Source organism: Bradyrhizobium sp. TM239 (assembly GCF_036247985.1).
In the GTDB taxonomy this organism is placed as follows: Bacteria; Pseudomonadota; Alphaproteobacteria; order Rhizobiales; family Xanthobacteraceae; genus Bradyrhizobium; species Bradyrhizobium ottawaense.
Genome location: NZ_BTIR01000018.1, coordinates 47,573 through 72,648, shown reverse-complemented (window position 1 = coordinate 72,648; position 25,076 = coordinate 47,573). Strand labels below are relative to the sequence as shown.

At 65.3% G+C, this 25,076-nt stretch carries 22 protein-coding genes; 8 read left to right on the top strand and 14 right to left on the bottom strand.

What is annotated here, in order from left to right:
- Positions 1-82: 82 nt before the first annotated feature.
- From AABA84_RS27105 to pqqA, 7 genes are all read right to left on the bottom strand, one after another.
- A complete protein-coding gene (locus tag AABA84_RS27105) occupies positions 83-760 on the bottom strand; it encodes a hypothetical protein (RefSeq protein ID WP_338313698.1) in 678 nt (225 codons plus the stop codon).
- 13 nt (positions 761-773) lie between these two features.
- Positions 774-1,760: a prolyl aminopeptidase gene (gene pip, locus AABA84_RS27100; RefSeq protein WP_338313697.1), complete on the bottom strand. Its 987-nt coding sequence runs from the start codon at positions 1,758-1,760 to the stop codon at positions 774-776.
- Positions 1,750-2,949: a pyrroloquinoline quinone biosynthesis protein PqqE gene (gene pqqE, locus AABA84_RS27095; RefSeq protein ID WP_212248185.1), complete on the bottom strand. Its 1,200-nt coding sequence runs from the start codon at positions 2,947-2,949 to the stop codon at positions 1,750-1,752. The genes pip and pqqE overlap by 11 nt, the downstream gene beginning before the upstream one ends.
- A complete protein-coding gene (gene pqqD, locus AABA84_RS27090; protein WP_212248184.1) occupies positions 2,946-3,257 on the bottom strand; it encodes a pyrroloquinoline quinone biosynthesis peptide chaperone PqqD in 312 nt (103 codons plus the stop codon). The genes pqqE and pqqD overlap by 4 nt, the downstream gene beginning before the upstream one ends.
- A gap of 12 nt (positions 3,258-3,269) precedes the next feature.
- On the bottom strand, positions 3,270-4,025 hold the full coding sequence (gene pqqC, locus AABA84_RS27085) for a pyrroloquinoline-quinone synthase PqqC (protein WP_445083424.1): 756 nt from the start codon (positions 4,023-4,025) through the stop codon (positions 3,270-3,272).
- Between the two features lie 20 nt (positions 4,026-4,045).
- Complete coding sequence (gene pqqB, locus AABA84_RS27080; RefSeq protein WP_338313695.1) at positions 4,046-4,975, bottom strand: pyrroloquinoline quinone biosynthesis protein PqqB; 930 nt, start codon at positions 4,973-4,975, stop codon at positions 4,046-4,048.
- Positions 4,976-5,093: 118 nt separating this feature from the next.
- Positions 5,094-5,174, bottom strand: coding sequence for a pyrroloquinoline quinone precursor peptide PqqA (gene pqqA / locus AABA84_RS27075; protein WP_007595659.1), 81 nt, complete (start codon positions 5,172-5,174; stop codon positions 5,094-5,096).
- A 251-nt stretch (positions 5,175-5,425) separates the two neighbouring features.
- On the opposite strand from pqqA, the gene AABA84_RS27070 reads away from it, so the two are divergent.
- The 5 genes from AABA84_RS27070 to tarD all read left to right on the top strand — a co-directional run bounded on the left by AABA84_RS27070 (position 5,426) and on the right by tarD (position 9,382).
- Positions 5,426-5,683, top strand: a complete 258-nt coding sequence (locus tag AABA84_RS27070) for a DUF6894 family protein (protein WP_212248181.1) — start codon at positions 5,426-5,428, stop codon at positions 5,681-5,683.
- A 285-nt stretch (positions 5,684-5,968) separates the two neighbouring features.
- Positions 5,969-7,369, top strand: a complete 1,401-nt coding sequence (locus AABA84_RS27065; RefSeq protein WP_212248180.1) for an amidase family protein — start codon at positions 5,969-5,971, stop codon at positions 7,367-7,369.
- 2 nt (positions 7,370-7,371) lie between these two features.
- Entirely contained in the window at positions 7,372-7,848 is a 477-nt protein-coding gene (locus tag AABA84_RS27060; protein WP_212248179.1) for a glutathione peroxidase, read from the top strand.
- On the top strand, positions 7,845-8,102 hold the full coding sequence (locus AABA84_RS27055; protein ID WP_094893764.1) for a DUF3297 family protein: 258 nt from the start codon (positions 7,845-7,847) through the stop codon (positions 8,100-8,102). The genes AABA84_RS27060 and AABA84_RS27055 overlap by 4 nt, the downstream gene beginning before the upstream one ends.
- 110 nt (positions 8,103-8,212) lie before the next feature.
- A complete protein-coding gene (gene tarD, locus AABA84_RS27050) occupies positions 8,213-9,382 on the top strand; it encodes a D(-)-tartrate dehydratase (protein ID WP_338313694.1) in 1,170 nt (389 codons plus the stop codon).
- 174 nt (positions 9,383-9,556) lie between these two features.
- On the opposite strand, the gene AABA84_RS27045 is transcribed toward tarD, so the two are convergent.
- Entirely contained in the window at positions 9,557-10,909 is a 1,353-nt protein-coding gene (locus tag AABA84_RS27045; RefSeq protein ID WP_212248175.1) for a malonyl-CoA decarboxylase, read from the bottom strand.
- 278 nt (positions 10,910-11,187) lie between these two features.
- Positions 11,188-11,988, bottom strand: a complete 801-nt coding sequence (locus AABA84_RS27040) for an AraC family transcriptional regulator (protein ID WP_338313693.1) — start codon at positions 11,986-11,988, stop codon at positions 11,188-11,190.
- Between the two features lie 59 nt (positions 11,989-12,047).
- Here AABA84_RS27040 and AABA84_RS27035 point away from each other — a divergent pair, with 59 nt between their 5' ends.
- Entirely contained in the window at positions 12,048-13,220 is a 1,173-nt protein-coding gene (locus tag AABA84_RS27035) for an MFS transporter (RefSeq protein WP_338313692.1), read from the top strand.
- 227 nt (positions 13,221-13,447) lie between these two features.
- Positions 13,448-15,715, top strand: coding sequence for a cation:proton antiporter domain-containing protein (locus AABA84_RS27030; protein ID WP_338313691.1), 2,268 nt, complete (start codon positions 13,448-13,450; stop codon positions 15,713-15,715).
- A gap of 195 nt (positions 15,716-15,910) precedes the next feature.
- Here the strand turns inward: AABA84_RS27030 and AABA84_RS27025 are convergent, their stop codons facing one another.
- Both AABA84_RS27025 and AABA84_RS27020 read right to left on the bottom strand, forming a co-directional pair.
- On the bottom strand, positions 15,911-19,078 hold the full coding sequence (locus AABA84_RS27025; RefSeq protein ID WP_338313690.1) for an efflux RND transporter permease subunit: 3,168 nt from the start codon (positions 19,076-19,078) through the stop codon (positions 15,911-15,913).
- Positions 19,079-19,089: 11 nt separating this feature from the next.
- A complete protein-coding gene (locus tag AABA84_RS27020; RefSeq protein WP_338313689.1) occupies positions 19,090-20,283 on the bottom strand; it encodes an efflux RND transporter periplasmic adaptor subunit in 1,194 nt (397 codons plus the stop codon).
- 257 nt (positions 20,284-20,540) lie between these two features.
- Here AABA84_RS27020 and AABA84_RS27015 point away from each other — a divergent pair, with 257 nt between their 5' ends.
- Positions 20,541-21,332: a transporter substrate-binding domain-containing protein gene (locus tag AABA84_RS27015; protein ID WP_338305364.1), complete on the top strand. Its 792-nt coding sequence runs from the start codon at positions 20,541-20,543 to the stop codon at positions 21,330-21,332.
- 30 nt (positions 21,333-21,362) lie between these two features.
- Here AABA84_RS27015 and AABA84_RS27010 read toward each other — a convergent pair whose 3' ends face one another.
- The 3 genes from AABA84_RS27010 to AABA84_RS27000 form a co-directional block, all read right to left on the bottom strand.
- Positions 21,363-22,358, bottom strand: coding sequence for an NAD-dependent epimerase/dehydratase family protein (locus AABA84_RS27010; protein ID WP_338313688.1), 996 nt, complete (start codon positions 22,356-22,358; stop codon positions 21,363-21,365).
- A 66-nt stretch (positions 22,359-22,424) separates the two neighbouring features.
- Positions 22,425-23,489 carry a hypothetical protein gene (locus AABA84_RS27005; RefSeq protein WP_338313687.1) on the bottom strand — a complete coding sequence of 355 codons (1,065 nt, stop codon included), beginning with the start codon at positions 23,487-23,489 and terminating at the stop codon, positions 22,425-22,427.
- A 93-nt stretch (positions 23,490-23,582) separates the two neighbouring features.
- Positions 23,583-25,073 (bottom strand): flavin-containing monooxygenase, encoded by a 1,491-nt coding sequence (locus AABA84_RS27000; RefSeq protein WP_338313686.1) that lies wholly within the window; start codon positions 25,071-25,073, stop codon positions 23,583-23,585.
- Positions 25,074-25,076 lie beyond the last annotated feature (3 nt).

Here is a 25,076-nt window from a genome sequence, read left to right as displayed (position 1 = left end):
CTTTCATAGGAGCCACGCGCGCATAGCATTAGCGGCCGCGCGCGGTGCGCGTGCGGTGCAATATGTTGCGATGCAGATATGTTCAGTCGCGTGCGATATCGCTCTTCGCGAGGTCCCACATCAGGCTGTAAGTCCCGACCGAGACGGGCAGCGGGAAGGGTGATGCAGCAGGGCCGGTGAAGCGCTCGGCGATCACGGCCGAGACTGCGCCGACATGCGTGCCGTCGATCAGCACGAACCAGTCGCGTGCGCCTTCGTTGCGCACCGCCGGAATGTCCGCCGTCGCGCCGGACAATTCCGGCTCGCTCTCGAGCAGATGCATGGAGATGATGCCGTCGCGCTTCTCCGGCGCCAGCTTTTCTTGCAGTGCATCACGCCAGGGCGTCGCATTGTCGGGCGTCGGCCGCAGCCGCACCACGCCGAGCGCAGCGCCGCGGCCGGTGCCGTTGCTGATGGTAATGCGAGCGACGACACGGAGCATGTCCTTGAAATGCGCCATGCTCCGCCGCGACCATTCGGTCTGATTGGCAAGCCGCGCCCGATAGGGCGGACTGTCGAGCACGTCGAGCGTCGCAGTCGAGTACAGCGAGAGATATTTGGGATTGGCGGCATGCGCGACATAGCGCCGCGCTTCCAGAAAGCCCTCGATCGCAACGCGCTCTTCCAGATGCTCGCGATCATACCAGCGGTTGAAATCGGCCTCATCGGCTGTGTCGATATTCATCGACGTCAGCAGCATGCCCTTTCCGGCGAGCGGCATTCTTCTTGTCCTCTCATCGCCCGATCTTCGAAGCAAGGTCCGCGATCGACTTCATCACCGCATCCCTCACGCCGGTATCATAGAGCGAATGTCCGGCTTCTTCCACGATGCGAAGCTCGGAACCCGGCCAAACTTTCGCGAGCGCGTGTGATGTCTCAGGGGGGCACAACAGGTCGTAGCGGCCCTGCACGATAATGCCGGGAATGCCGGCGAGCCGGTCCGTGTTCCGCAGCAGCTGGTCTTGGTTCATGAAGCTGTCGTTGCTGAAGTAATGCGCCTCCATGAACGGCGTCGCCGGCAGCGTGCGCCAGACGTTCAGCGACGCCAGGTCCAGCCGCGTCTTGGCCGCCTTGTGCTCCGACAATGCGCGCTCGGTGTCGTGCCAGGCGCGGGCCGCGGGTCCGTGAACGGCCGGATCGGCATCGAGGATGCGGCGATAATAGGCTTCCACCGGATGCGCGCGTTCCCCGGGCGGCAGCACGTTCAGAAAATCCTCGTAGAGTGCGGGATAGAATTGCGGCAGGCGTACCGTGAAGGCCGTCTCGACCTCCGCCCGCGTGCCCAGAAAGGTTGCACGCAGCGCGATGCCGCAGACGCGCTCGGGATGGGCCTGCGCGTACGCCAGCGCCAGCGTCGCGCCCCAGGAGCCGCCGACCACCATCCAGCGTTCGAAGCCGAACTTGTCGCGGATTTTCTCCATGTCGGCGATCAGATGGGCCGTGGTGTTGTGCTCGCGCGATCCCTTGGGACGGCTGCGGCCGCAGCCGCGCTGGTCGAACAGCACGGCGCAGAAGCGGTCGGGATCGAACAGCCGGCGATGATCGGGCTGGCAGCCGCTGCCGGGTCCGCCATGCAGATAGATCGCGGGAATGCCGTCGCTGCGGCCGACGCTCTCGACATAGAGCTCATGGCCGTCGCCGACGTCGAGCATGTCGGAGGTCAGCGGCGCAAAGGGATCGGCGCGCCTCGCCGCTGTGCCTGCGTCGGCGTCAGGCCCCATTCTCGGATTCCAGAGTACCGCCGGCGAAGTTGCGATAGAGGAAGCGGCTGGTCTCGCCCTCGGCCTCACGCTCGGCCTGCTTGAAGATGGTTTCGTGCAGCGGCGACAGCGCGCAGGCCGGATCGGTGTTGGCGGCGTCCCCGGTCAGCGCAAAGGCCTGGCAGCGGCAGCCGCCGAAATCGATCTCGCGGAATTCGCAAGACTTGCACGGCTCCTTCATCCAGCCGGTGCCGCGATAGCGGTTGAAGGCCTCCGAGTTCTGCCAGATCCAGGCGATCGAATGATTGGAGCGGACGGATTCGAAGTCGAGCCCGGTGATGCTCTCGGCGGCGTGGCAGGGCAGCACCTTGCCGGCAGGCGAGATGTTGAAGAATTGCCGGCCCCAGCCGCCCATGCATTTCTTCGGCCGCAGCGCGTAATAATCCGGCACGACGTAGTCGATCGCAAGCGTGCCCTTCAGCCGCTCGCGCGCCTCCTCGACGATGCGCGTACACTCGTCCAGCTGCGCCACGGTCGGCATCAGCGCGGCGCGGTTCTTCAACGCCCAGCCGTAATACTGCACATTGGCGACCTCGAGCCGGTCGGCGTCGAGATCGATGGACATCTGGATGATATCAGGCAGCTGATGCAGGTTCTGCCGGTGCATCACCGCGTTCACGGTGAGCGGCAGGTCCAGCTCGCGCGTCCACTTTGCGACCTCGAGCTTCTTGCGGTGCCCGCCCTTGTAGCCGGCGACGCGATCGGCGAGGCCTTCTTCGATGCCCTGGAACGAGATCTGCACATGGCAGAGCCCGGCATCGGCAAGCTCGCCGAGCTTCTCGCGCGTCAGCAGCACTGCCGAGGTGATGAGATTGGTGTAGAGGCCGACGTCGCTGGCATGCTTGACGAGGTCGACGAGGTCCTTCCGCGCCGTCGGCTCGCCGCCGGAGAAATGCACCTGCAGCACGCCGATCTCGGCGAGCTCGCTGAGCACCTTCTTCCATTCCTCCGTGGTCAGCTCCTTGCCGGAGCGATCGAGCTCGACCGGGTTGGAGCAATAGGGGCATTGCAGCGGGCAGCGGTGCGTGATCTCCAGCAGCACCGCGAGCGGAATGCCGAATGTCTCCGCCGTCGAGCGCTGCTTCTCCAGCACCGCGAGGCTGTCGCTGGCGTCAGGGGGGATGATGGGATTGCCGAGCACATCGCTCATGACGTCTTCTCCCGGGCCTCCGTGAGAAAGCCCTTGTCGGCGAGATCCTGCAGCATGACGATGACGTCGGCCAGGATCGCCTCGCGCGGCGCGGCGTATTTCGCCGCCAATTGGTCGGCGATATCGCCGACATTGCGCTCGCCGTTGCAGAGCCGCAAGACCTCGACCGCGATCTCGTCCGGGGCCAGCACCCGTTCCGGTGCCAGGATCACCCAGACCTTCCGCGTCTCGTCATATTTCAGCTTGGCATGCCGCGGCAGCACGGGGCGGCTCGCCTCGCTGACGCTGATGTTCCGCGGCCCGGCCATTCCAGTTCCTCTTCAGCTCGCTTTGGGCACGAACGCGCCCGGCGGAATATTGCCCTCGACATAGGCGTGCTGGAGCGCGTCGAGCTGCACCCATAGCACGTTGGTCTTGAAGATCAGCGCGTTGCAGACGGAGGCGCGCTCCTCCGGCGTCCGCGCATGCGTCCGGACATAGTCGAGCGCGAAATTGGCATCGCGCGGCGCCTGCGTCAGGCGACGCTTGAAGTAGCTCATGATGTCGGGGTTCACGAAGTCGTAGTGCTGCAACATGCCCGCGATGCGCTCTTCATGGATGCTCGGCGCGAACAGCTCGGTGAGCGAGGAGGCGATCGCCTCCAGCGGGCTCTTCTCGCGGCAGTAGTGGACGTAGGCTTCGACCGCGAAGCGCGTCGCCGGCAAGATGCCTTCGGTCGATTCCACGTAAGCCGTGTCGAGGCCGAGGCCTTCGGTCAGCTTGATCCAGCGCTCGATGCCGCCCTCGGAGCCGACATCGCCGTCATGGTCCTCGATGCGGTGGCGCCATTCCAGGCGCGTGGCGCGGTCGCGGAAGCGCGAGATCACCACCGCGTCCTTGATCGGGATCGTGCTCTGGTAATAGTAGCGGTTCAGCGCCCAGGCCTGCACCTGGCCCTTGTTCAGCTTGCCGCCGTGCAAGAGCTTATGGAACGGGTGCAGGCTGTGATAGCGCGTCGCGCCGATGTAGCGCAGCGCTACCTCGAGCTCTTCGGCCGAGTTGAGCCTCAAATCCTTGCCGATCGAGAGCGCAGTCATTCCAGTCATTGACGCCGCATTCACAGCACGATCTCCGTTCCATCCGCCGGTATCTGCCAGCCCGCCGCCTCAGCGGCCTTGCGCTCGGATGAGGCGGGCAGCAGCGCCGGGTTCGAGTTATTGATATGCAGAAATATCTTCCTGTCGATAGCGAGGTCGGCCAGCCGTGCGATGGCGCCGTCCTCGCCGGACATGGCGACATGTCCCATGCTCTTGCCGGTCTTGTGGCCGAGGCCGCATTTGATCATCTCGTCGTCCTGCCAGACCGTGCCGTCGAAGAACACGAGCGAAGCGCCGTCGATCTCGGCCTTCAGCGCGTCGGTTACCTCGGCGCAGGCGGCGATGAAGTAGAAACACTTGCCGGTCGCCTTGTCGGTGATCTTCAGGCCCAGCGTGTCGCCGGCGCCGCTCTCCCCGCCCGGATGCGCCTTGCCTTCCAGATACCAGGCCGACTTGCCGGGGACTGCGAAGGCCAGCACTTCCAGCCCCGATCGCGCGCCATCCGGTAGCCGCGGTTCGAACGGCTCGCTGATGGCGATCGGCTGGCGCCGCACGTGCTTCTCGTTCAGCACGTTGAAGATGCTATTGCTGGCCAGGATCGCCAGCACCTTCTCATGCGCATAGATCGTGAACGGCGAACTTTCGCGCATCGAGAGCAGGCCTGCCACCGCATCCACTTCGCTGTTGGTCAGGATCACGCCCGCAATCGGCGTATGGCGCAGCGCCCCGGCCTTGGGGTGCAGTTGCGGCGTGGCATTCAATTGCTGGCGCAGGTCCGGGGAGGCGTTGATTAGGAACCAGTGCTCGCCATCGCCGCTGAAGGCGACCGAGGCCTGGGTTCGATAAAGCTCATGGCCGTTCGCACGGGCCGCCCGGCAGCCCTCGCAGCCGCAATTCCATTGCGGCACTCCGCCGCCGGCTGCGGCGCCCAGGACGACGACGCGAAGCATGATCCGTCTCCTGGAAGCAACGTCACGGAGGTGGATCTCAGGCCGACACGATTTCCCTCATTCGGAAACCGGTCGTGACCGAAAGACCCACCTGCGCTGAACGCAGATCACCAACCGCCTACTTGCGGGTGGCGCTCACATACATGTTGATTTCCATGCCACAGGGCACTTCGACGATCTTCGGGGCTTTCCAGGCCATTTTGGCACTCCATTTTCGCGAATTCGGACGTATCCGCCCACCCGTTAAATTAGTGCGCGCGGAGAAGTTCGCCAGTGAAATTTTCCCGAGAAGGCCATGTTGCGCCGCGAAAAAAATGCCATTGGGAACACCACTTCTGAGGTGCTGCCTTGCGTCCGGCGCATTCGGTCGCGAAGCCTGTCCTGATAAAGCAGTTGTGAGTGCAGTGCAGCTTTCAATCCGGTACAGGCGACTCTAGCTGGATCTCGATGATGCCCAGATATTTCTTCAACACCCGTATCGGCGACGAACTGATCGTGGATCCCGAAGGCGAGGACCTGCGCAACCCCGACCGCGCCTGGGAGGTCGCCCGCCAGATGATCCTGGAGGTGGTGAAATCCGAGGGCACCCAGCGCGCCCTGCTGGACGCCGTGATCGAGGTGACCGACGCCGAAGGCGAGATCGTGCTGGAGTTCCCCTTCACCGAAGCGCTGCTGGACATCCCGGACGCGTCCGCGACGCGGCATTGAGGCCGACATTGTACTGAAACGCAGCCGCGGCGGCGGTGTGCTCCCTCTCCCGCTTGCGGGGGAGGGCTGGGGAGAGGGTGTCTCGACAACGAAGACTCCCCAAGCGGAGAGAACCCTCACCCGCGCCTTCGGCGCGACCTCACCCGCAAGCGGGAGAGGTTATCGAGCCCGCTCCTCGATCCAGCAATCAATTGAGAGCTCACCTCCCGCCCTTCGCCTCTGCGAAATCCGCATGGCTTTGCCGCGTTCCCGGCGCTAAAAGACGCCGGTTACACGGAGCAAGCCATGCAAGATCTCTGGCGCCTGTCGGCTGCCGACCTCGCCACCCTCGTCAAGTCCAAAAAGGTGTCCGCCAGGGAGGCGGCCAAGGCCGGTCTCGCCCGCCTGGATGCGGTCAATCCCCAGCTCAACGCCGTGATCGACCACCGGCCGGACGACGTGCTCAAGCAGGCCGACGCCGTCGATGCCGCCATCGCGCGGGGCGAGGACCCCGGCGTGCTCGCCGGCGTGCCCGTCACCATCAAGGCCAATGTCGACCAGGAGGGCTTTGCTACCACCAACGGCCTGAAGCTCCAGCGCGATTTGATCGCGCGGGAGGACAATCCGGTGGTCGCCAATTTCCGCAAGGCCGGCGCCGTCCTGCTAGGCCGCACCAATTGCCCGGCCTTCTCCTATCGCTGGTTCACCACCAACCTCGTCCATGGCGACACCAAGAACCCGCGCGATGCTTCGCTGACCCCGGGCGGCTCGTCCGGCGGCGCCGGTTCGGCGGTTGCGGCCGGCATCGGCCACATCGCTCATGGCACCGACATTGCCGGCTCGATCCGCTATCCCGCCTATGCCTGCGGCGTGCACGGCCTTCGCCCGACGCTCGGCCGCATCCCCGCCTTCAATCCGGCGCTGCCGGAGCGTCCGATCGGGCCGCAGATCATGGCGGTGTCGGGTCCGCTGGCGCGCACCGTCAACGACATCAGGATTTCGCTGGCTGCGATGTCGGCCCGCGACATCCGCGACCCCTGGTTCGCACCGGTGCCGCTCGAAGGCCCAGCGCGGGAAAAGCGCGCCGCGCTCTGCCTCAATCCCGGCGGGCTTGCCACCACGCCGGAGGTGAAGGCGGCGGTGAGCGATGCCGGCAAGCGGCTGGAGCGCGCCGGCTGGACCGTCGACATCATCGAGGATACGCCGCCGATGCGCGAGGCGGTCGAATGGCAGATCAAGCTCTGGCTCGGCGACGGCTATGAGGCCCAGCTGGAGATGGCCGAGCGCGAGGGCGATCCCGGCGCGCTGGCGTGCCTGCGCGGCAACCGCGCCAGGGTCACGCCGATGGACCAGGCCAACTATGCCAAGGCTCTGACCCGAAGAGCCACGCTGACCCGCGACTGGATGCTGTTCTTCGAAAAATACGCGGTGCTGCTGACGCCGGTGTCCGGCGAACTGCCGTTCCCCGATCATCTCGACCGCAAGGACGAGGAGTCCTTCAAGCGGGTCTGGGAAGCACAGCTGCCGCAGATCGCCATTCCCTTCATGGGTCTGCCGGGCCTCGTGGTCTCCACGGGTCTGGTCGGCAAGGCTCCCGTCGGCGTGCACATCGTCTCGGGCCGCTATCGCGAGGATCTCTGCCTGCTCGCAGGCGAGGCGATCGAGGCGGGCGGCGTGCCGCCGTCGCCGATCGATCCCGTGGGTTAGCGATGTCCGCGATCTACGATTTCAAGGCCAACTCGCTTGCGGGTGAGGAGGTTGCGCTCCGCCGCTTCGAAGGGCAGGTGCTCCTGATCGTCAACACCGCGAGCAAATGCGGCTTCACGCCGCAATATCGTGGCCTTGAGGATCTGCATCGCGATCTCTCGCCGCGCGGCTTCTCCGTGCTCGGCTTTCCCTGCAACCAGTTCGGCGCGCAGGAGCCGGGGCCGGCAGCTGAGATCCAGGCGTTCTGCTCGACCAATTACGACGTCACCTTTCCCCTGTTCGAGAAGATCGACGTCAACGGTGCCCATGCGCACCCTCTGTATGAGTACCTGAAACACCAGCAATCGGGCCTGTTAGGGGCCTCCATCAAATGGAATTTCACCAAATTCCTGGTGGACCGTCAGGGCCGCGTAATCGCGCGCTACGCGCCGACCGCACGGCCCGAAGGATTGCGGAATCAAATCGAGACCCTGTTATGAGCGAGACAATCATGAGCGACGAATTTCCGGACCGCCTGTCGGTCGATCCGAACAGCCCCTTCTACAACGCGGACATCCTGTCGCGCGACGTCGGCATCCGCTTCAAAGGCGTCGAGAAGACCAATGTCGAGGAGTACTGCATCAGCGAAGGCTGGGTCCGCGTCACCGCAGGGAACGCCAAGGACCGCCACGGCAACCCGCTGACCATCAAGGTGCACGGGCCCGTGGAGCCGTATTTCAGGGATAAGAAGTGACGGCGAAGCCGTCATTCCGGGGCTCGCGTAGCGAGAATCCGGAATCTCGAGATTCCGGGTTCGATGCTGCGCATCGCCCCGGAATGACGAAAAGAGAAAGTTGATACCCCATGTCCGTCCGCATCGTCGACGTCCGCGAGATCACCAAGCCGATCTCCTCGCCGATCCGCAACGCCTATATCGACTTCACCAAGATGACGACGAGCCTCGTCGCCGTCGTCACCGATGTCGTGCGCGACGGCAAGCGCGTGATCGGCTACGGCTTCAACTCCAACGGCCGTTACGGGCAGGGCGGGTTGATCCGCGAGCGTTTTGCCTCGCGCATCACCGAGGCCGATCCGAACTCGCTGCTGAATGCGGCCGGCGACAATCTCGACCCCGACAAGGTCTGGGGCGCGATGATGACCAACGAGAAGCCCGGCGGCCACGGCGAGCGTTCGGTCGCAGTCGGCACCATCGACATGGCGGTGTGGGATGCGGTGGCCAAGATTGCCGGCAAGCCGCTGTTTCGCCTGCTCGCCGAACGTCATGGCGTCAAGGCCAATCCGCGCGTGTTCGTCTATGCCGCCGGCGGCTATTACTATCCCGGCAAGGACCTCTCGATGCTGCGGGCTGAGATGCGCGGCTATCTCGATCGCGGCTACAACGTCGTGAAGATGAAGATCGGCGGCGCGGCAATCGAGGACGACCGCACCCGCATCGAGGCGGTGCTGAAGGAGATCGGCAAGGACGCGCAGCTTGCCGTCGACGCCAACGGCCGCTTCAACCTCGAGACCGGCATCGCCTATGCCAAGATGCTGCGCGACTATCCCTTGTTCTGGTACGAGGAAGTCGGCGATCCCCTCGACTACGCGCTGCAGGCCGCGCTCGCCGAGTTCTATCCGGGCCCGATGGCGACGGGCGAGAATCTCTTCAGCCACCAGGACGCCCGCAACCTGATCCGCTACGGCGGCATGCGCCCCGACCGCGACTGGCTGCAATTCGACTGCGCGCTGTCCTACGGCCTGTGCGAATACCAGCGCACGCTGGAGGTGTTGAAGACCTACGGCTGGTCCCCCAGCCGCTGCATCCCGCACGGCGGCCACCAGATGTCGCTCAACATCGCCGCCGGCTTGGGCTTGGGCGGTAACGAGAGCTATCCCGACCTGTTCCAGCCCTACGGCGGCTTCCCGGATGGTGTACGCGTCGAGAACGGCCACATCACCATGCCGGATCTTCCTGGCATCGGTTTTGAAGGCAAGTCGGATCTCTACAAGGAGATGAAGGCGCTGGCGGAGTAGGGTCGACGGCGTCTCCAATAACTCGGTGTCGTCCCCGCGAACGCGGGGACCCATAACCCCAGGGAGAGGTTATGGAGCGGGCCGGCAACTCCGAATCTTCGCCAAACCCACCCCTGTGGCTATGGGTCCCGGATCAGCGCTTCGCTTGTCCGGGACGACGACTGAGTTTGCCGCTCACGACAACCGCATATCCAGCAGCCGTCGCCCTTCGCCCTTCAGCAGCTTCTTCACCGCACTCGACGCCACCACCTCGCCGTCATTCGCGTAGGCCTCGTGGTTCTTCTCGATGTCGTCGAGGCGGTAGAGATAGTTGACCATGACGCCGGCGGACTCGCGCAGGCCCTTCGGCGAGAGATCGCCGAGCCAGTTGATGCGCTCCAGCCTGGCGCCGTTGCCGAGATGGAAGCGGGCGACGGAATCGATCAGCTTGCCCTTCGGCGTGCGTGCCTTCAGGAAATAGTGCGCCGCGAGCGGCTCGATCACGGCGCGGAGCTGTGCCGTCGTCTCGGGGCTCTCGAACCATTTGGGGTCGTCGAGGCGCTTCAGCACCTCGCGGTCCTCGTCCGACAGCGGCAGGTCCTTGTCCTGCTTCACCCATGGCATGAAGCCGGGCACCGGCGACAGCGTCACGAAGTTGTCGAGCTTGGGCGTTTCGCGGCGCAGCTCCTCCACCACCTGCTTGATCAGGAAGCTGCCGAAGGAGATGCCGCCGAGACCGCGCTGGGTATTGGAGATCGAATAGAACACGGCAGTGCGCGCGCGCTCGATCGGCAGATACTGGCGGTCGACCGCAAGCAGCGGCGCGATCGCGCCGGGGATCGTCTCGGTCAGCGCCACCTCGACGAAAATCAAGGGCTCGTCGACCATCGCCGGATGGAAGAAGGCGTAGCAGCGGCGGTCGACCGGATCGATGCGGCGGCGCAGATCGTCCCAGTCGGAGATCTCGTGCACGGCTTCATAGCGGATGATCTTTTCGAGGATGTTGGCCGGGGTCGACCAGTCAATCCGGCGCAGCACGAGAAACCCCCTGTTGAACCACGAAGAGAGAAGATGCGAGACGTCGCGATCGAGCGCGGCCAGATCGGTGTGCCCGTTCATCATGCCGAGCAGATCGGCGCGCATGTTGACGAGATCGCCGGTGCCGCCCGGCGCGCGGTTGAGGCGGCGGATCAGCTCCTGCCGCCGCGGCTCCGAGGCGAAATGCAGCGAGCTTGCGTCCTCGTCGCTGGGCGCGGCGCGCCATTTCTCGATCGCCTTGGACAGGCGCTCCCGGTCCGGGCCGAAATCGCGCACCAGTCCGTCGAAGAAGGCGCGGCGTCCCGCCGCATCCAGCTCCCGGTAGATGTCGAGCACCTCACGCGCAATGGCGATGCCCGATGCCTCGCCCCGGCCCGACAGCAACGCATCGCAGAGATCGATCAGCCCGTCGGCGTCCCGTCTGGTTTCGGCGGACTCGCCGCGACGAAGCAGCGTGCGGCCGCGCTCGGAGATGGTGGCGAGCAGATCGGAGAAGAAGGCGTTGGCCATCGGGACTTTCGTGTCGGGTTTGTGCGTTGCGGAAGCTTACATGGGATTTGGGCGGAATCCGATCACAATCAAGCGGAGGAATGCGGCAACTTTAGTTGGGCCGTGCGCTTGGAGAATGCCGGTATGCCTGCCTTCGCGGCAATGCCACCGAGGGCACCGCTACCGTGGGGTGGGCAAAGGCGCACTTGCGCCGTGCCCACGATCTCTCTCGATTGCGAAAAATGCGTGGGCACGCTCCGCTTTGCCCACCCTACGAGTTCTGCGTTCGTATCGACGAGCTACACTTTCCCCGCAAACTCAGTCGGCGTGCGCCCCGTCACCTGCCGGAACGCGGCCGAGAAGGCCGGCACGCTGGCATAGCCGAGCTGCGTCGCGAGCTGCTTCACCGAGACATTCGCATCCGTGGAGAGCCGCTGGATCGCCGCCGCGATCCTCGCGCGCTGGCACCAGCTCTTGAAGCTCAGTTGCGTCTCCGTCGAAAATAGCCGCGACAGCGTCCGCGCGGAAGTTCCAACCTCGCGCGCCAGGGTGTCGATGTCGTGCAGCCCCGTGGGGTCGTCGAGCACGATCAGCGCGGCGCGGCGGCAGCGCACTTCGTGCGGCAGCGGCACGAAGGTCGCGGAATCCTCGGCCTGGTGCAATTCCAGCATCACGAGGCGCACCAGCAGCTCGGTGCGCTCTTCCGTGTTGCGCGCGTCGAACAGCGCCAGGATCGCCTGGTTGAGCAGCGGCGACACCCGCACCACGAATTCCCGGGTCAGGCCGTCATAGCGCTGCTCGCGCTTGAGCCAGGACAGGTCGAAATACAGCGTGCGCATCTCGATGTCGGCGAGCAGGTCGATGGCGTGCTCGAGCCCGGCCGGGACCCACACCGCCCGGTCCGGCGGCACCAGCCACCGCCCTCCGGGCGTCGTCACCTGCATCGTGCCCCTCGCCGCATAGATCAGCTGCGCCTCGCGGTGCAGGTGCGGATCGATCCGCATGCCCTTGGGATAGTCGCGCGCAACCAGGTGCACGCCCGCGGGCGAGCGGTGGTTGCTCCGGACCTCCCGCAGGATTGGCGTTTCCAAGACAGTCATTGGCAGCATCCCGTCATGGGGAGGACATATAACTCATATTGGAGCAGGAGAGGATTCGTATGAACAGCCCCAGCCGGGTGATCAGTTTCGTCAACGCAGGCCATTTCATCGACCATTATGCGATGCTGATCTTCGCCGCCGCCGTCATCATCATGGGGCCGGCGCTCGGCATGGCCTATTCGGAACTCTTGCCCTACGCGACACCGGGGTTCGTGGCCTTCGGCGCCGGCTCGCTGCTGACCGGCTGGCTCGGCGACCGCTGGAGCCGCCGCCACATGATGCTGATCTTCTTCGTCGGCATCGGGGCGTCCATGATTTCGGTCGGGCTCGTGCAGACCCCGGCGCAGCTCGGTGCCGCCTTGCTTTCGATCGGCATCTTTGCCTCGATCTATCATCCCGTCGGCACCGCCATGATCGTGTCCTATGCCGACCGGCTCGGCCGCGAGATGGGCATCAACGGCGTCTGGGGCAATCTCGGCGTCGCTTCGTCGGCGCTGGTGACCGGCGTGATCGGCCAGTATCTCGGCTGGCGCTTTGCCTTCATCGTTCCCGGCGTGGTCACCATCCTGATCGGCATCGCCTTTGCGATGATGGTCGTGCACGAGGACCGCAAGGGCTCGAAGCAGGCGGCGGCGCAGGCACGGGTGGCAAAACAGGACATGTGGCGCGTGGTGCTGTCGCTGCTGATCGTGGTGATCGCGATCTCCACGACGTTCAACGCCGTCACCGTGGCGCTGCCAAAACTGTTCGCGGAGCGGTTGGCGGATTTGACGAAAAGCCCGGCGCTGCTCGGCGTGATCGCGGCCTGCGTCTACGTGTTCGGCGCGATGACGCAATACACGATCGGACGGCTGCTCGACCGCTATTCGCTGAAGACGGTGGCGCTGCCGCTGTCCTTCATGCTGGCGCCATTCCTGTATCTGGCAGCGAGCCTGAACAATCTGCCGCTGATCCTGGTCTCGATCGGCATCGTCATGGGTGCGTTCGGGCAGGTCACGGTGAACGACGCCATGGTCGGCAAGTACACCAGCGAGGAATGGCGCTCGCGCGCCTACGCCGTGCGCTATTTCATCGGGTTCACCGCGGCGGGCGCCTCGGTCGGCCTGGTCGCCTGGCTCTACGAGCAGGGCGGCTTCGTCACCATGCTGCACGCCTTCGCCGCGCTCTGCCTGCTGGCGGTCGCGGCGGCCATCATCCTGCCCCGCGAGATCAGGACGCCGGCTGCAGTGTGAGGGCCCGTGTCCCGGGCAAGCTGCAAGGCGTAAGCGTTGCGGCGCAGAGCCGGGACCCAGAAAATTGCGGGCAAGTTTCTCGGCGGCATAGGCCCCGGCTCTGCAGCGCACCGCCGAAGAGGCGCTGCGCTGCGGCCGGGGCACCAGCGGGGTGGAACCCGCCCCACCCCCCGCGGGTTCTATCCCCGCGGCCCCGACACCGGGGGTGAAGGGGGAAAGACACCTGCATGCCATGGCGCCTGCTCCGACCGGTCGGCCTTGTCCCCGCGGCGCTTGTCCTCACCACCATTGCGGCCGGTGCTGAGGGCGGCAAATCGGCTGGCCCGTCGGAATTCCTGCTGGTGACGCAGATCGTGCTGCTGATCGCTGTGGGGCGCGGTCTCGGCGAGATCATGCAGCGGGTCGGCCAGCCCTCGGTGATCGGCGAGTTGCTCGCCGGCATTATCCTCGGACCGTCGCTGTTCGGCTGGATCTGGCCCGAAGCGCAGCACGCGATCTTCCCGAAGGCACCCGAGCAGAAGGCGATGCTCGACGGCATCGCGCAAGTGGGCATCCTGCTCCTGCTGCTGCTCACCGGCATGGAGACCGACCTCAAGCTGGTCAGGAAAGTCGGCAAGGCCGCGATCGCGATCTCGATCGCCGGCATCCTCGTGCCCTTCGCCTGCGGCTTTGCGCTCGGCGAGTTCCTGCCCGATGCGCTGCTGCCTAATCCGCAACAGCGCCTGGTCGCTTCGCTGTTCATGGGCACGGCGCTGTCGATTTCGTCCGTGAAGATCGTCGCGGTGGTGGTGCGCGAGATGAATTTCATGCGCCGCAATGTCGGTCAGATCATCGTCGCGACCGCCGTGATCGACGACACCATCGGTTGGATCATCATCGCCGTCATCTTCAGCCTGGCCTCGCACGGCACGCTGGATATCGCCTCGGTCGCGAAGGCCGTGCTGGGCACGCTCGCCTTCCTCGCCGTCAGCTTCACCATCGGGCGCCGCCTGGTGTTCCAGCTGATCCGCTGGGCCAACGACAATCTCGTCAGCGCGGCCGCGGTCATCACGGTGATCCTGCTGTTGATGAGCGTGATGGCGCTGATCACGCATCTGATCGGCGTGCACACCGTGCTCGGCGCCTTCGTCGCCGGCATCCTGGTCGGGGAATCCCCGATCCTGACGCGGCAGATCGACGAGCGCCTGCGCGGGCTGATCTCCAGCTTCTTCATGCCGGTGTTCTTCGGCCTCGCCGGCCTTGCCGCCGATCTCTCGGTGCTGCGTGATCCCAATCTGCTGATGCTCACCGGCCTCCTGGTGGTGATCGCCAGCGTCGGCAAGTTCGGCGGCGCCTTCGTCGGCGGCACGTTGGGCGGCCTGAGCACGCGGGAGTCGCTGGCGCTGGCGAGCGGCATGAATGCCCGCGGCTCGACCGAGGTGATCATCGCGACCATTGGACTCTCCATCGGCGTGCTGAGCCAGAACCTGTTCACGATGATCGTGACCATGGCGATCGTGACCACGATGGCGATGCCGCCGATGCTGCGCGCCGCGCTGGCGAGGCTCCCGATGAACAAGGAGGAGAAGGAACGGCTGGAGCGGGAGGAATTCGAGAAGCGCGGCTTTCTCGCCAATCTCGAGCGCCCTCTGCTGACGGTGGACGAAAGCGTCAACGCCACCTTTGCCGCCCACATCGCCGGCCTGATCGCCGGCATGAGGGGCCTGCCGATCACCGTGCTGCATATCGGCAAAAGCGCCAAGGAACAGGAGAAGGGCCGCGACCAGGAGGAGAGCCACGAAGCCGTGGTGAAGAAGGCGGCCGAAGTCGTGTCCGCCCATGGCGACGGCGGGGCCGGCAACGTCGATGTCGTCACCCGTGCGAGGCAGGCGGAACTCGGCGAGACCATCGCCGACGAGGCGCGCAAGGGTTTTGATCTCCTGGTCGTTGGCATCGACAAGGTCGTGACGGCCAAGGACCGTTTCGATCGGAGGATCGACGACATCGCCGCGAAATTCGAAGGACCGCTTGCGATCGTCGCGGCCAAGGGCAAGCACCTGAAGCAGCCGGCGCCCGAGGCGCTCAACATCCTCGTTCCCGTCTCCGGCAGCGGCATCTCCAAGCGCGGCGCCGAGGTGGCGGTCGCGCTGGCGCAGGCCGGGTCAGGCTCGCTCCGGGTGATCTATGTCGCGACGACGCGCGACAAGGGCGCGCAGCGCGGCGCCTCCCGTGGCCTCGGCCAGGAGGCGGGCATCCTCAAGGACGCCAGCGATCTGGCCGCCCGTTACGACGTCGACATCACCACTACGCTGCGGGTGAACCGGGCGCCGGAGGCCGCGATCCTGCGCGAGATCGACACCACCGACGTCGACCTCGTCGTCATGGGCGTCGACCGCATCCAGGCTGACCATCTCTCCTTCGGCGGCGTCGCCGACGCGGTGCTCAGGCAGTCGAAAGTCTCGGTGCTGCTGGTGTCGAGCGGCGAGGCGCGGCCGGCGGTGGTGGAGAAGGCTTAGTATGTGGCTGTAGCGGCGTGGACGGTGCGCTCCCTCTCCCGCTTGCGGGAGAGGGTTGGGGAGAGGGTGTTTCCGCATTGGGACACTCCCCAAGAGGAGAAAGCCCTCACCCGCCCCGCTCTGCGCGCCGACCTCTCCCGCAAGCGGGAAAGGTTACACCGAGCACGCGACTCGGCCGATCCGACTCAACGGCTCTTAGGGCTTCACCTCCGCCGCCGTCTCCACCTTCGCCACCTTCGCCACCTTCTTGCTCGCCCGCCAGTTCTCGAACCGCTGCACCACCACGAAGAAGGCCGGCACGAACAGCACGGCGAGGCAGGTCGAGGCCAGCATGCCCGAGAACACCGTGATGCCGATCGACTTGCGCGCGCTGGCGCCGGCGCCGGTCGCGAGCACCAAGGGCACCACGCCGAGGATGAAGGCGAATGACGTCATCAGGATCGGGCGGAAGCGGGCGCGCGCCGCCTCGATCGCGGCCTCCAGCACCGGCTTGCCGTCGCGGCCGTGCAGCTCGAGCCCGACCTCGACGATCAGGATCGCGTTCTTGGCCGACAGCGCGATCAGGAGGATCAGCCCGATCTGGCAATACAGGTTATTGTCGATCTTGAGCCCGGACAGGATCAGCATCGGCCCGAGCAGCGACAGCGGCACCGCGAGGATCACCGAGATCGGCGCGTACCAGCTCTCATACTGACCGGCGAGCACGAGATAGACCAGCAGCATGGCGAGGCCGAACACCCAGTAGATCTGGTTGGAGACCGCCTTCTCCTGATAGGACATCGCCGTCCATTCATAGCCGGTGCCGGGCGGCAGCGTCTTGTCGGCGATCTCCTCCATCAGCTTCAGCGACTGGCCCGATGAGTAGCCCTGCGCCGGCAGGCCGATCACGGTCGAGGATGGATAGAGGTTGTAGAGGCTGATCAGCGACGGTCCCGTGGCCGGCGTGATCTTGGCGACAGTGCCGATCGGGATCATGTCGCCGTTCGAGTTGCGCACCTGCATGTTGGCGATGTCGCTCTCGGTGACGCGGAAGGCGGGATCGGCCTGGGTGTAGACCTGGAACACACGGCCGAACTTGTTGAACTGGTTGACATAGGACGAGCCGAGATAGGTCGACAGCGCCGAGAACACCTGGTCCGTCGTGACGTGCAGCGTCTGGGTCTTGACCCGGTCGATCTCGATGTTGAATTGCGGCACCGACGAGCGGAACGAGGACTGCACGCGCTGCAGTGCGCTCTGGCTCTGGCCATTGCTGACCATCGCGCCGGTGATCGCCTGCAGCTTGGCGAAATCGCTGTTGCCGTCGCGCAGCTCGACCTGCATCGAGAAGCCCGCGGCGTTGCCGATGCCCTGGATTGGCGGCGGCGGCAGCACCAGCGTGCGCGCCTCCATGATGGTCGCGAGCTTGTCATTGAGCCCGTACACCAGCGAGCGCAGATCCTCGCCGGGTCCTTTGCGTGCGTCCCAATCCTTCAGGATGATGTAGGCGACGCCGGCATTGGCAAGGCTGGCGCTGTTGTCGAGCGCGGAGATGCCGGCGATGGTGATGACCTGCGCCACGCCCGGCGTCTCCTTGATCAGCCCGCTCGCTTTGTCGAGCACGGCTTGGGTCCGCTCCAGCGCGGCGCCGTCGGGCAGCTGCACGGCGGCGATCAGATAGCCCTGGTCCTCGATCGGCAGGAAGCCGGTCGGCACCCGCGACAGGCCGTAGCCGCTGGCTGCGATGACCAGCAGCGCGAACGCAACCGAGACGGTGGCGTGCCGGCACAGGAAGGTGATCAGCCTTGTATAGCCGCGCTCGACCCGGTCATAGACCGCGTTGAAACCGCGATAGAAGAGGTTTCGCTGCTCCGGCGGCACCGTCGGTCGCAGCCACAGCGCGCATTGCGTCGGCTTCAACGTCGCCGCGTTGATGGCGGATAGCAGCGCGGTCGCGGCGATCACCAGGGCGAACTGCGAATAGATGCGCCCCGTCAGCCCCGCGAGGAACGAGGCCGGCAAGAACACCGAGATCAGCACCAGCGTGATGCCGACGATCGGCGCGAACAGCTGGTCCATCGCCTTGATCGCGGCGTCGTGGCCGTTCATGCCCTGCTCGATGTTGTGCGCGGCGCCTTCGACCACGACGATGGCGTCGTCGACCACGATGCCGATCGCGAGCACGATCGCGAACAGCGTCGACATGTTGATGGTGAAGCCGAGCGCCGCCATCGCGGCAAAGGCGCCGATGATGGTGACAGGCACGGTCGTCGCCGGCACCAGCATCGCGCGCCAGTCCTGCAGGAACACCAGGATCACGACCAGCACCAAAAGGCCGGCCTCGATCAGGGTCATGTAGACCTCGTGCACCGAGGCCTCGACGAATTTGGTGGTGTCGAACGGCGTGTCGTATTTGATGCCTTCGGGAAACCGCTTGGCGAGGTCCGCCATCTTCTTCTCGACGGCCTGCTCGACCTGGAGCGCGTTGGCGCCGGGCGACTGGAACACGCCGATGCCGACGGCCGGCTGCTTGTTGAGCGAGAAGATCTGGCTGTAGGTCTGCGCGCCCAATTCGACCCAGCCGACATCGCGCACCCGCGTGACGTCGCCGCTGGTGCCTGACTTGACGATGATGTTCTCGAACTGGCTGGTGTCGTCGAGCCGTCCGTTGACGTTGAGCGTGTACTGGAACGCCTGGCCCGGCGGCGTCGGCGGCGCGCCGACCTGGCCGGCGGAGACCTGCTGGCTCTGTTGCTGGATCGCGTTGATGACGTCCTGCGGCACGAGACCACGGACCTGCAGCTTGTTGGGATCGAGCCAGACCCGCATCGAATACTGGCCGGCGCCGAACACGGTGACGTTGCCGACGCCGGGCAGGCGGGAGAGCTCGTCGCGGATGTTGATGGTGGCGTAGTTGCTCAGGTAAAGGCTGTCGTATCTGGAGTCCGGCGAGGTCAGCGTCACGAACAAGAGGATCGAGGTCGACCGCTTCTGCACGGTGACGCCCTGGTTCTGCACCGCGCTCGGCAATTGCGACAATGCGCTGGAGACGCGGTTCTGCACCAGCACCTGTGCGAAGTTGAGGTCGGTGCCGATCTTGAAGGTCACGGTCAGGGTATAGGTGCCGTCGGAGCCGCTGTAGGACTGCATGTAGAGCATGTCCTCGACGCCGTTGACCTGCTGCTCGATCGGCAAGGCAACGGTGTCGATCACGGTCTTGGCGCTGGCGCCGGGATAGCGCGTGGTGACCTGCACGGTCGGCGGCACCACATCAGGGTATTGCGCGATGGCGAGATTGAACAGTGCGACGCCGCCGATCAGGATCATCAACAGCGCGATGACGTTCGACAGGACCGGCCGCTCGATGAAGAACTTTGAGATCATGGCGGCGGCTCCTACTTGGCAGACGCCTGCGGCTGCTCGATCTTCGTTGTTTGCGGATCGATCTTCTGGCCCGGGATCACCCGCAGCAGCCCCGCGATGACGACGCGGTCGTCCGGCTTCAAGCCGCTTTCGATGACGCGCAGCCCATTGTCGACGGGGCCGATCTGCACCTTGCGCTGCTCGACGACGTTGTCGCCGTTGACCACCAGCAGATAGCGGCCGCCCTGGTCGCTGCCGAGCGCGGTGTCGGGGACGAGGAGGGCGCTCTTCTCCTGGTCGAAGGGCACGCGCACCCGGACGAAATATCCGGGCAGCAGCACCCGCTTGTCGTTGGGCACGACGCCGCGCACCGCGAGCGTGCCGGTTGATGTATTGAGGGTCGGCGAGACGTAGTCGAGCTTGCCCTCATGCGGATAGCCGGTCTCGGTCTGCAGTCCCACCTGAATCGGGAATTGCTTCATGTCGGCGGGGGTCAGTCCGCGGCGGGCCGCTTCGGCGCGGATGCGCAGCACGTCCTGCTCGTTGACCGTGAAGTTCACCCAGATCGGATCCATCGCGACGATGGTCGCGAGCTGGGTCGGCGAGGAGACGCCGACGAGCTCGCCGATCGAGACCAGGTGGGCGCTGACGATGCCGTCGAACGGCGCTGTCACCCTGGTGTAGCCGTAATTGACCTCGGCCAGCCTCGTATTGACCTGGGCCTGCTGGAGGTTGGCCTGGGCGTTGTCGCGGGTCGATGTCGAGGTGTCCAGGGTGGACTGCGAGACCGCCTGGCGCTGCACGAGCTCGACCTGCCGCTTGAAATCGGCTTCGGCCTGCTTGACCGTGGCTTGCGCACCAACCTCGGCCGCCTTTGCCTGCTCGACCTTGAGCTTGTAGGTCTCGGGCTCGATCGTGAACAGCTGGGTGCCCTGCTTGACGAAGGTGCCGTCCTGATAGTCGATCGACTGCAGGAAACCCTGCACCCGCGCCACGAGATCGACGCTCTTGATCGGCGCGGTGTTGCCGGTGGCCTCGATGTAGCGCGTCACCGGACGCTGCACCGGCGTTGCCACGTCCACCTTGGGCGGCGGCGGTGCGACGAACGTGTTCTTGTCCTCGCAACCCGCCAGTGCGACCACGGCCGCAGCGGCGGCCAGTGCCCGCCCGGCCTGTCTCCACGCTTCATTGCGCCGTGAACGAGATGCGGGATTCGATGAGGTCATTCGGTAGCCCCCGAGTATCGTCTGTCGGTGCGGCAGGCTACCAACAAATGTCCGGCCGTGGAACACCATAGCCATGGCAGTCGCCGGCCTTGCGCTGCACAGGGCGGTGTGGCCTTTGACAGATTTGTCACGACAAACCGCTTTTCACCGAGCGCACGATCGACCAGAATTGTGCCAAAGACCGTGTGACGGTGCGCGAGCCAGCCGGGAAGAAGCCAAGAGAAGAAGCCAAGAAGAAAAGGTGAGGAGAACATGACATGCCCACATCCCTCCGCTCGGGCCTTGCCGGCCTCGTTCTCGCAGCGATGGTCGCCATGCCGGCGCTAGCAGACGGTCTGAAGGACGAGATCGCGCCGACCGGCAAGCTGCGCGTCGCGATCGCAATCAGCCCCGCAGGCGGCGCATTCTGGTCGACCAAGATCGAAGCCGGCTATGCCGGCGTTCCCGTCGATCTCGGCAAGGCGATGGCCGCCAAGCTCGACGTCCCCGTCGAATATGTCGTCCACCAGAACTCCGGACAGATCACCGACGCGGCGTCAAAAGGAACGTGGGATGTCACCTGGCTCCCCAGGGATCCCGAGCGCGAGACCAAGATGATGTTCGGCCCGATCTACGAAGTCGCCGACGCCACCTACATCGTCAAGCCCGGCTCCGCCGTCACCAATTTTGCGACGCTCGACCAACCCGGAATCAAGGTCGCCGCCGTCAACGCCACTACCACCATGCGCGGCGCGATCGCGCATCTGAAGCATGCAAAGGTCACCGGCTATCAGACCTATGACGAGATCTTCGGCTTGCTGAAGAGCGGCGAGATCGACGCCTTCGCACTGTCGCGCGACCAGCTCAACAAGATGGCGCAGAAGATCCCGGGCACCAAGGTGCTGGACGAGACGTTCAAGAAGACAGTGACCGCCGTCGCCGTGCCGCTCGGCCACCAGCAGGCGCTGGCGTTCGTCACCACATTCATGACGGAGGCGACAACCAACGGCACGCTACGCAAGGCCTATGACGATAATGGTTTGAAGGATTCGCCGATCCGGACGGAGTAGGTCTGCCAGCCTGGTTTGGCCACGATCCGGCTAGATCCCGGTCGCAGTTGACTCGCGCGCGTGCCACGCTGAAAGCACCGCGCGTTCTTCATCGCCAGTGAGCCCGATGACCGGGCCGCCGCTGACGCGAAGCCAATGCATCGTGTCGCGCGCGGTGTCTCCCGCTGGTCGCGAGATCAGTCCGGCCTCGCGTGCCGGCGAGGTGTCGCGCGTCAGGAAGCCCGCGAAGTCGGGCAGGGGCAGCCACATCGGCAATGACCGCGGACCCGCCCAGCGCTGCACGCCATGTGCCTCGAGGAAGGCGCGGTCGATCCAGGTGAACGTGCAGGACGCGTTCAGCGCCGATGCGCATTCGGCCAGGAATTCGCCGCGCGTGCGTATTGGTCCAATCCCGTCATAGATGCCGGTGAGACGAATCTCCGCCGCATGCACGATCCATTGCGCGAGGTCGCGGACATCGATGAACTGGACGGCATCATCCGGCGATCCCGGCGCCAGCACCTCGCCGCCGCGTGCAAGCCGTGTCGGCCAATAGGCGAAGCGCCCGGTCGGGTCCTCCGGCCCGGCGATCAGGCCGGCACGGCAGATGAAGGCATCGTTGCCGACCGCCTGCTCGCAGGCGACCTTGGCCGCGCCGTAAATGGCGTCGGTGCTGTGCTCCAAATCCTCAGCCGCGGGCTCGCGCAATGGCGCCGTGTCGGCGCGTTGTCCCGGTATCCGATGGTCCGCATACACGCTGATGGTCGAGACAAAGGTCCAATGCACATTTGGTCGCTTCAGCGCCGTGACGGCGCGGTGGACCTGGCCGGGATGACGCGAGACGTCGACGACAGCGTCGAACGTTTCGCCGGTCAGTGGCGCAAGACCATCAGCAACGTCGCGATCGATCCGCACAAAGTGAACGCCCGGCGCAATCGGCCCCGCAAGACCGCGGGCGGCGCAGGTTACATCGTGGCCGGCGGCACAGGCATGGGCCGCAATCGCTCGCCCGAGAAACTGGCTCCCGCCGAGAATTAGAATGCGCATGCGATCGCCCTTCTGCCGATCCGGCGCCGGCAGCCTACGACGTCCGGTAGCATTTGCAACCGATCGTCAGCGCGGCTTGATCTCCGCGTACTTCGCCATCGCTTTCTCGAACTTCCGGTTGAACAGCCACATTGCCGCGAGGATCTCGCGGAAGCTGGCCGAGCTGCGCGCCCGGTCGGCCTGTCCGAACGCGAAGATGCTATTGTTGCGCAGGTGCTTCATGATCGTGGGGCTGGAGACCCTGTAGTTAAGGAGGTCGCCCGACTTGAGCGCCGATCTCGTCGGCGTGGGAACGATCTGGATCAGCTCGAACAGCTTCATCTGGTCGATCGGGTCGGGCAGCGTCTTCACGATTCCAGGGATTTCCCGGAACACATCGGCATGCGCGTTCATCAGGCCGTCGCGCACATTGGTCCAGTGATTGAAGCGGAGATCGGTGCCGCGGGCCCGCGCCTCCTCCTTGTCGTCGCGCGCGCTCAGCCCGGGATCGATCGCGGCGATCTCGCCCTTGATGGCCTCCCACTTCCTGCGGCCGTTGCGGTCCTCGGACGGGCCGGTCTGGAAGCTGCCCATATAGGTGTTCGAGCGTCCGTTGCGGACGTTCTGCTTGCCGTTGGTCTCGGCAAAGAACAGCCCGAGGCTGATGCGCCCCGCAGCGGCTGCGTGGTCAGGCGCAAGCCCCTTGGCGCGCGCGATCACTGTCGCGAGATCGACGACGTCCTTGAACGGCGTCGGCGAGTTCTGCGCATTGGCCGGCGGCGCCTCCATCACGTCGAACAGCTTTGAATATTCGTCGATGAAGGGCTCGATCTCGGCGTCGAAATAGGCCGGAGGAATCTCGAACTTGTTGGGCCTGCCGATCCGCGACGGCATGGCATCGGTGAGATCCTTGTAAGAGCTGATGACGGCGACGCGGGCGAGGTAGAGCGCCTGTCCCGGCAGGTTCGGCAGCGGCTGCTTCGCCTCGATCTGGCGCCGCCGCTCGGCGAGGATCGATTTGAACTCGGCGAGCGCCTTGTCATAGGCGGCGAGCGCTTCAGATTGCCTCGGCGTGAGCGTGCGCTGTCCGACGGCGGGCGCCGCGACGAAGAAGGCAACAGCCGCAAGGGCGGCAAGACGTTTGAATCCCATGGCCGGTTCCCGTCGATTCGAGGCCAGGAGATCGTAAGCATCAGATGCAAGGGCTGGCGAGACGCAAATCCCGCTCAGCCGCAATTCGTCCGCTCAAGCCGCCCGGTAGTCCGGCGCCGTCGCCAGGAATTTCGCATAGGCATCCGCGTCCGGTGGCTGGAAGCGCCCTTTGAGCCCGCCGCGCTTCTGCTCCTTCGCGCCGATGTCGGCCATCAGCTCGTCGAAATGGCGGTAGTGATAGGGCGCAACGCAGAGACCGCCATAGACGCCGGCGGCCGGCCGCTCGACGCGCTTGAAGTGCAGCATCATCTCGATGTTGTCGTGCATCGCCTGCGCCGTCGGCTGGTTGGCGAGCTGGCCGTCGGCATAGCGCACCAGCCAGTTCGCGGCGAGGTCGGCGCAGAGCACGGTGCAGAACGAGGAGTTGAAGCCGACGAAGCCGAGCTCGGGCAGATCAGGGTTGGCGATCAGGCGGTAGAGCCGGTACTGCCCGTCGGCATCGACCAGCTTCTGCTTGTAGGCCTCGGGCAGGAACGGCACGCCGAGCTTGTAGCCGATCGCGAGCACCGCGACGTCTGCATTGATGCGCTCGCCGCCGCTCATCACGATGCTGTCGCCGTCATAACGATCGAACGTGCCGAACACGGCCTTGATGCGGCCGTCGGCGACCATCGGGTAGAAGCCGGGCGTTGCGATCGGCACCGAGCAATTGACGCCGTCCTCGATCCGCTCCTTCGGCACCATCTTGCACCGGCCAAGCTTGAGCTGCGCTTTCAACAGGCTCTCCAGCCCACGCCAGTTCGCCCACACCAGCGGCGCGGCGAGGCGGTGCGCGAGCCGCGCCATGGAGCTCGCGCCCCAGCCCGGAAACATCTCCTCCTGCGCGCGGATGTAGAGGATACGCTTGAAGTTCACGAGTCCGCCGATGAAATAGGGGATGCGCCAGACCGGCTCACGCATCACGATGGTGACCTCGCGCGCGCCCGATTTCACCGCGTTCACCGCGATGTCGGTCGCCGATTTCGAGCCACCGAGCACGACGATTCGGCGTCCCTTCGCCAGCGTGGGATCGCCGTATTTCGACGAATGCAGGATCTGGCCGCCCTGTGCCAGAAAGCCGTCCTCGCCCTTGCAATGCAGCTCGCGCGGCTCGTTGAACTGCCCGGTGCAGACGGCGACGAAATCGAAATCCTCGCTCGTGCTCGCGCCGTCCTTGTCTTTCAGCGCGAGCGTCCAGCCCGGCCTGCCGTCGGCACGCCGCGCCATGCCGGCGACCTCGGTGCCGAGCCGCAGCATGCGGTCGAGACCGAAACTCCTGGCGTAGTCGGCGAGATAGGCGTGGACCTGCGGCCCGGTTGGCCATTCCGGATAGGCCTCCGGCATGGCACGGTCGGTGTAGCGGTAGAGCTCCTTCGGGCTCTGCGTCTGCACCTCGGGGTAGGAGCGCGCCGGCTCCCAGACGCCGCCAAGATCGGCGCTACGCTCGACGATGGTGACGCGGTGGCCGCGGCTGGAGAACGCCTTGGAGGCGGCAAGGCCGGAGACGCCGGCGCCGATCACGCAGACATGCTTGGGGCTGACCATGGG

Bases quoted from the DNA above. Each gene is read 5' to 3' on its own strand.
- AABA84_RS27105 (WP_338313698.1), bottom strand. From the start codon at position 760: ATGCCGCTCGCCGGAAAGGGCATGCTGCTGACGTCGATGAATATCGAC.
- pip (WP_338313697.1), bottom strand. From the start codon at position 1,760: ATGGGGCCTGACGCCGACGCAGGCACAGCGGCGAGGCGCGCCGATCCC.
- pqqE (WP_212248185.1), bottom strand. From the start codon at position 2,949: ATGAGCGATGTGCTCGGCAATCCCATCATCCCCCCTGACGCCAGCGAC.
- pqqD (WP_212248184.1), bottom strand. From the start codon at position 3,257: ATGGCCGGGCCGCGGAACATCAGCGTCAGCGAGGCGAGCCGCCCCGTG.
- pqqC (WP_445083424.1), bottom strand. From the start codon at position 4,025: ATGACTGCGCTCTCGATCGGCAAGGATTTGAGGCTCAACTCGGCCGAA.
- pqqB (WP_338313695.1), bottom strand. From the start codon at position 4,975: ATGCTTCGCGTCGTCGTCCTGGGCGCCGCAGCCGGCGGCGGAGTGCCG.
- pqqA (WP_007595659.1), bottom strand. From the start codon at position 5,174: ATGGCCTGGAAAGCCCCGAAGATCGTCGAAGTGCCCTGTGGCATGGAA.
- AABA84_RS27070 (WP_212248181.1), top strand. From the start codon at position 5,426: ATGCCCAGATATTTCTTCAACACCCGTATCGGCGACGAACTGATCGTG.
- AABA84_RS27065 (WP_212248180.1), top strand. From the start codon at position 5,969: ATGCAAGATCTCTGGCGCCTGTCGGCTGCCGACCTCGCCACCCTCGTC.
- AABA84_RS27060 (WP_212248179.1), top strand. From the start codon at position 7,372: ATGTCCGCGATCTACGATTTCAAGGCCAACTCGCTTGCGGGTGAGGAG.
- AABA84_RS27055 (WP_094893764.1), top strand. From the start codon at position 7,845: ATGAGCGAGACAATCATGAGCGACGAATTTCCGGACCGCCTGTCGGTC.
- tarD (WP_338313694.1), top strand. From the start codon at position 8,213: ATGTCCGTCCGCATCGTCGACGTCCGCGAGATCACCAAGCCGATCTCC.
- AABA84_RS27045 (WP_212248175.1), bottom strand. From the start codon at position 10,909: ATGGCCAACGCCTTCTTCTCCGATCTGCTCGCCACCATCTCCGAGCGC.
- AABA84_RS27040 (WP_338313693.1), bottom strand. From the start codon at position 11,988: ATGACTGTCTTGGAAACGCCAATCCTGCGGGAGGTCCGGAGCAACCAC.
- AABA84_RS27035 (WP_338313692.1), top strand. From the start codon at position 12,048: ATGAACAGCCCCAGCCGGGTGATCAGTTTCGTCAACGCAGGCCATTTC.
- AABA84_RS27030 (WP_338313691.1), top strand. From the start codon at position 13,448: ATGCCATGGCGCCTGCTCCGACCGGTCGGCCTTGTCCCCGCGGCGCTT.
- AABA84_RS27025 (WP_338313690.1), bottom strand. From the start codon at position 19,078: ATGATCTCAAAGTTCTTCATCGAGCGGCCGGTCCTGTCGAACGTCATC.
- AABA84_RS27020 (WP_338313689.1), bottom strand. From the start codon at position 20,283: ATGACCTCATCGAATCCCGCATCTCGTTCACGGCGCAATGAAGCGTGG.
- AABA84_RS27015 (WP_338305364.1), top strand. From the start codon at position 20,541: ATGCCCACATCCCTCCGCTCGGGCCTTGCCGGCCTCGTTCTCGCAGCG.
- AABA84_RS27010 (WP_338313688.1), bottom strand. From the start codon at position 22,358: ATGCGCATTCTAATTCTCGGCGGGAGCCAGTTTCTCGGGCGAGCGATT.
- AABA84_RS27005 (WP_338313687.1), bottom strand. From the start codon at position 23,489: ATGGGATTCAAACGTCTTGCCGCCCTTGCGGCTGTTGCCTTCTTCGTC.
- AABA84_RS27000 (WP_338313686.1), bottom strand. From the start codon at position 25,073: ATGGTCAGCCCCAAGCATGTCTGCGTGATCGGCGCCGGCGTCTCCGGC.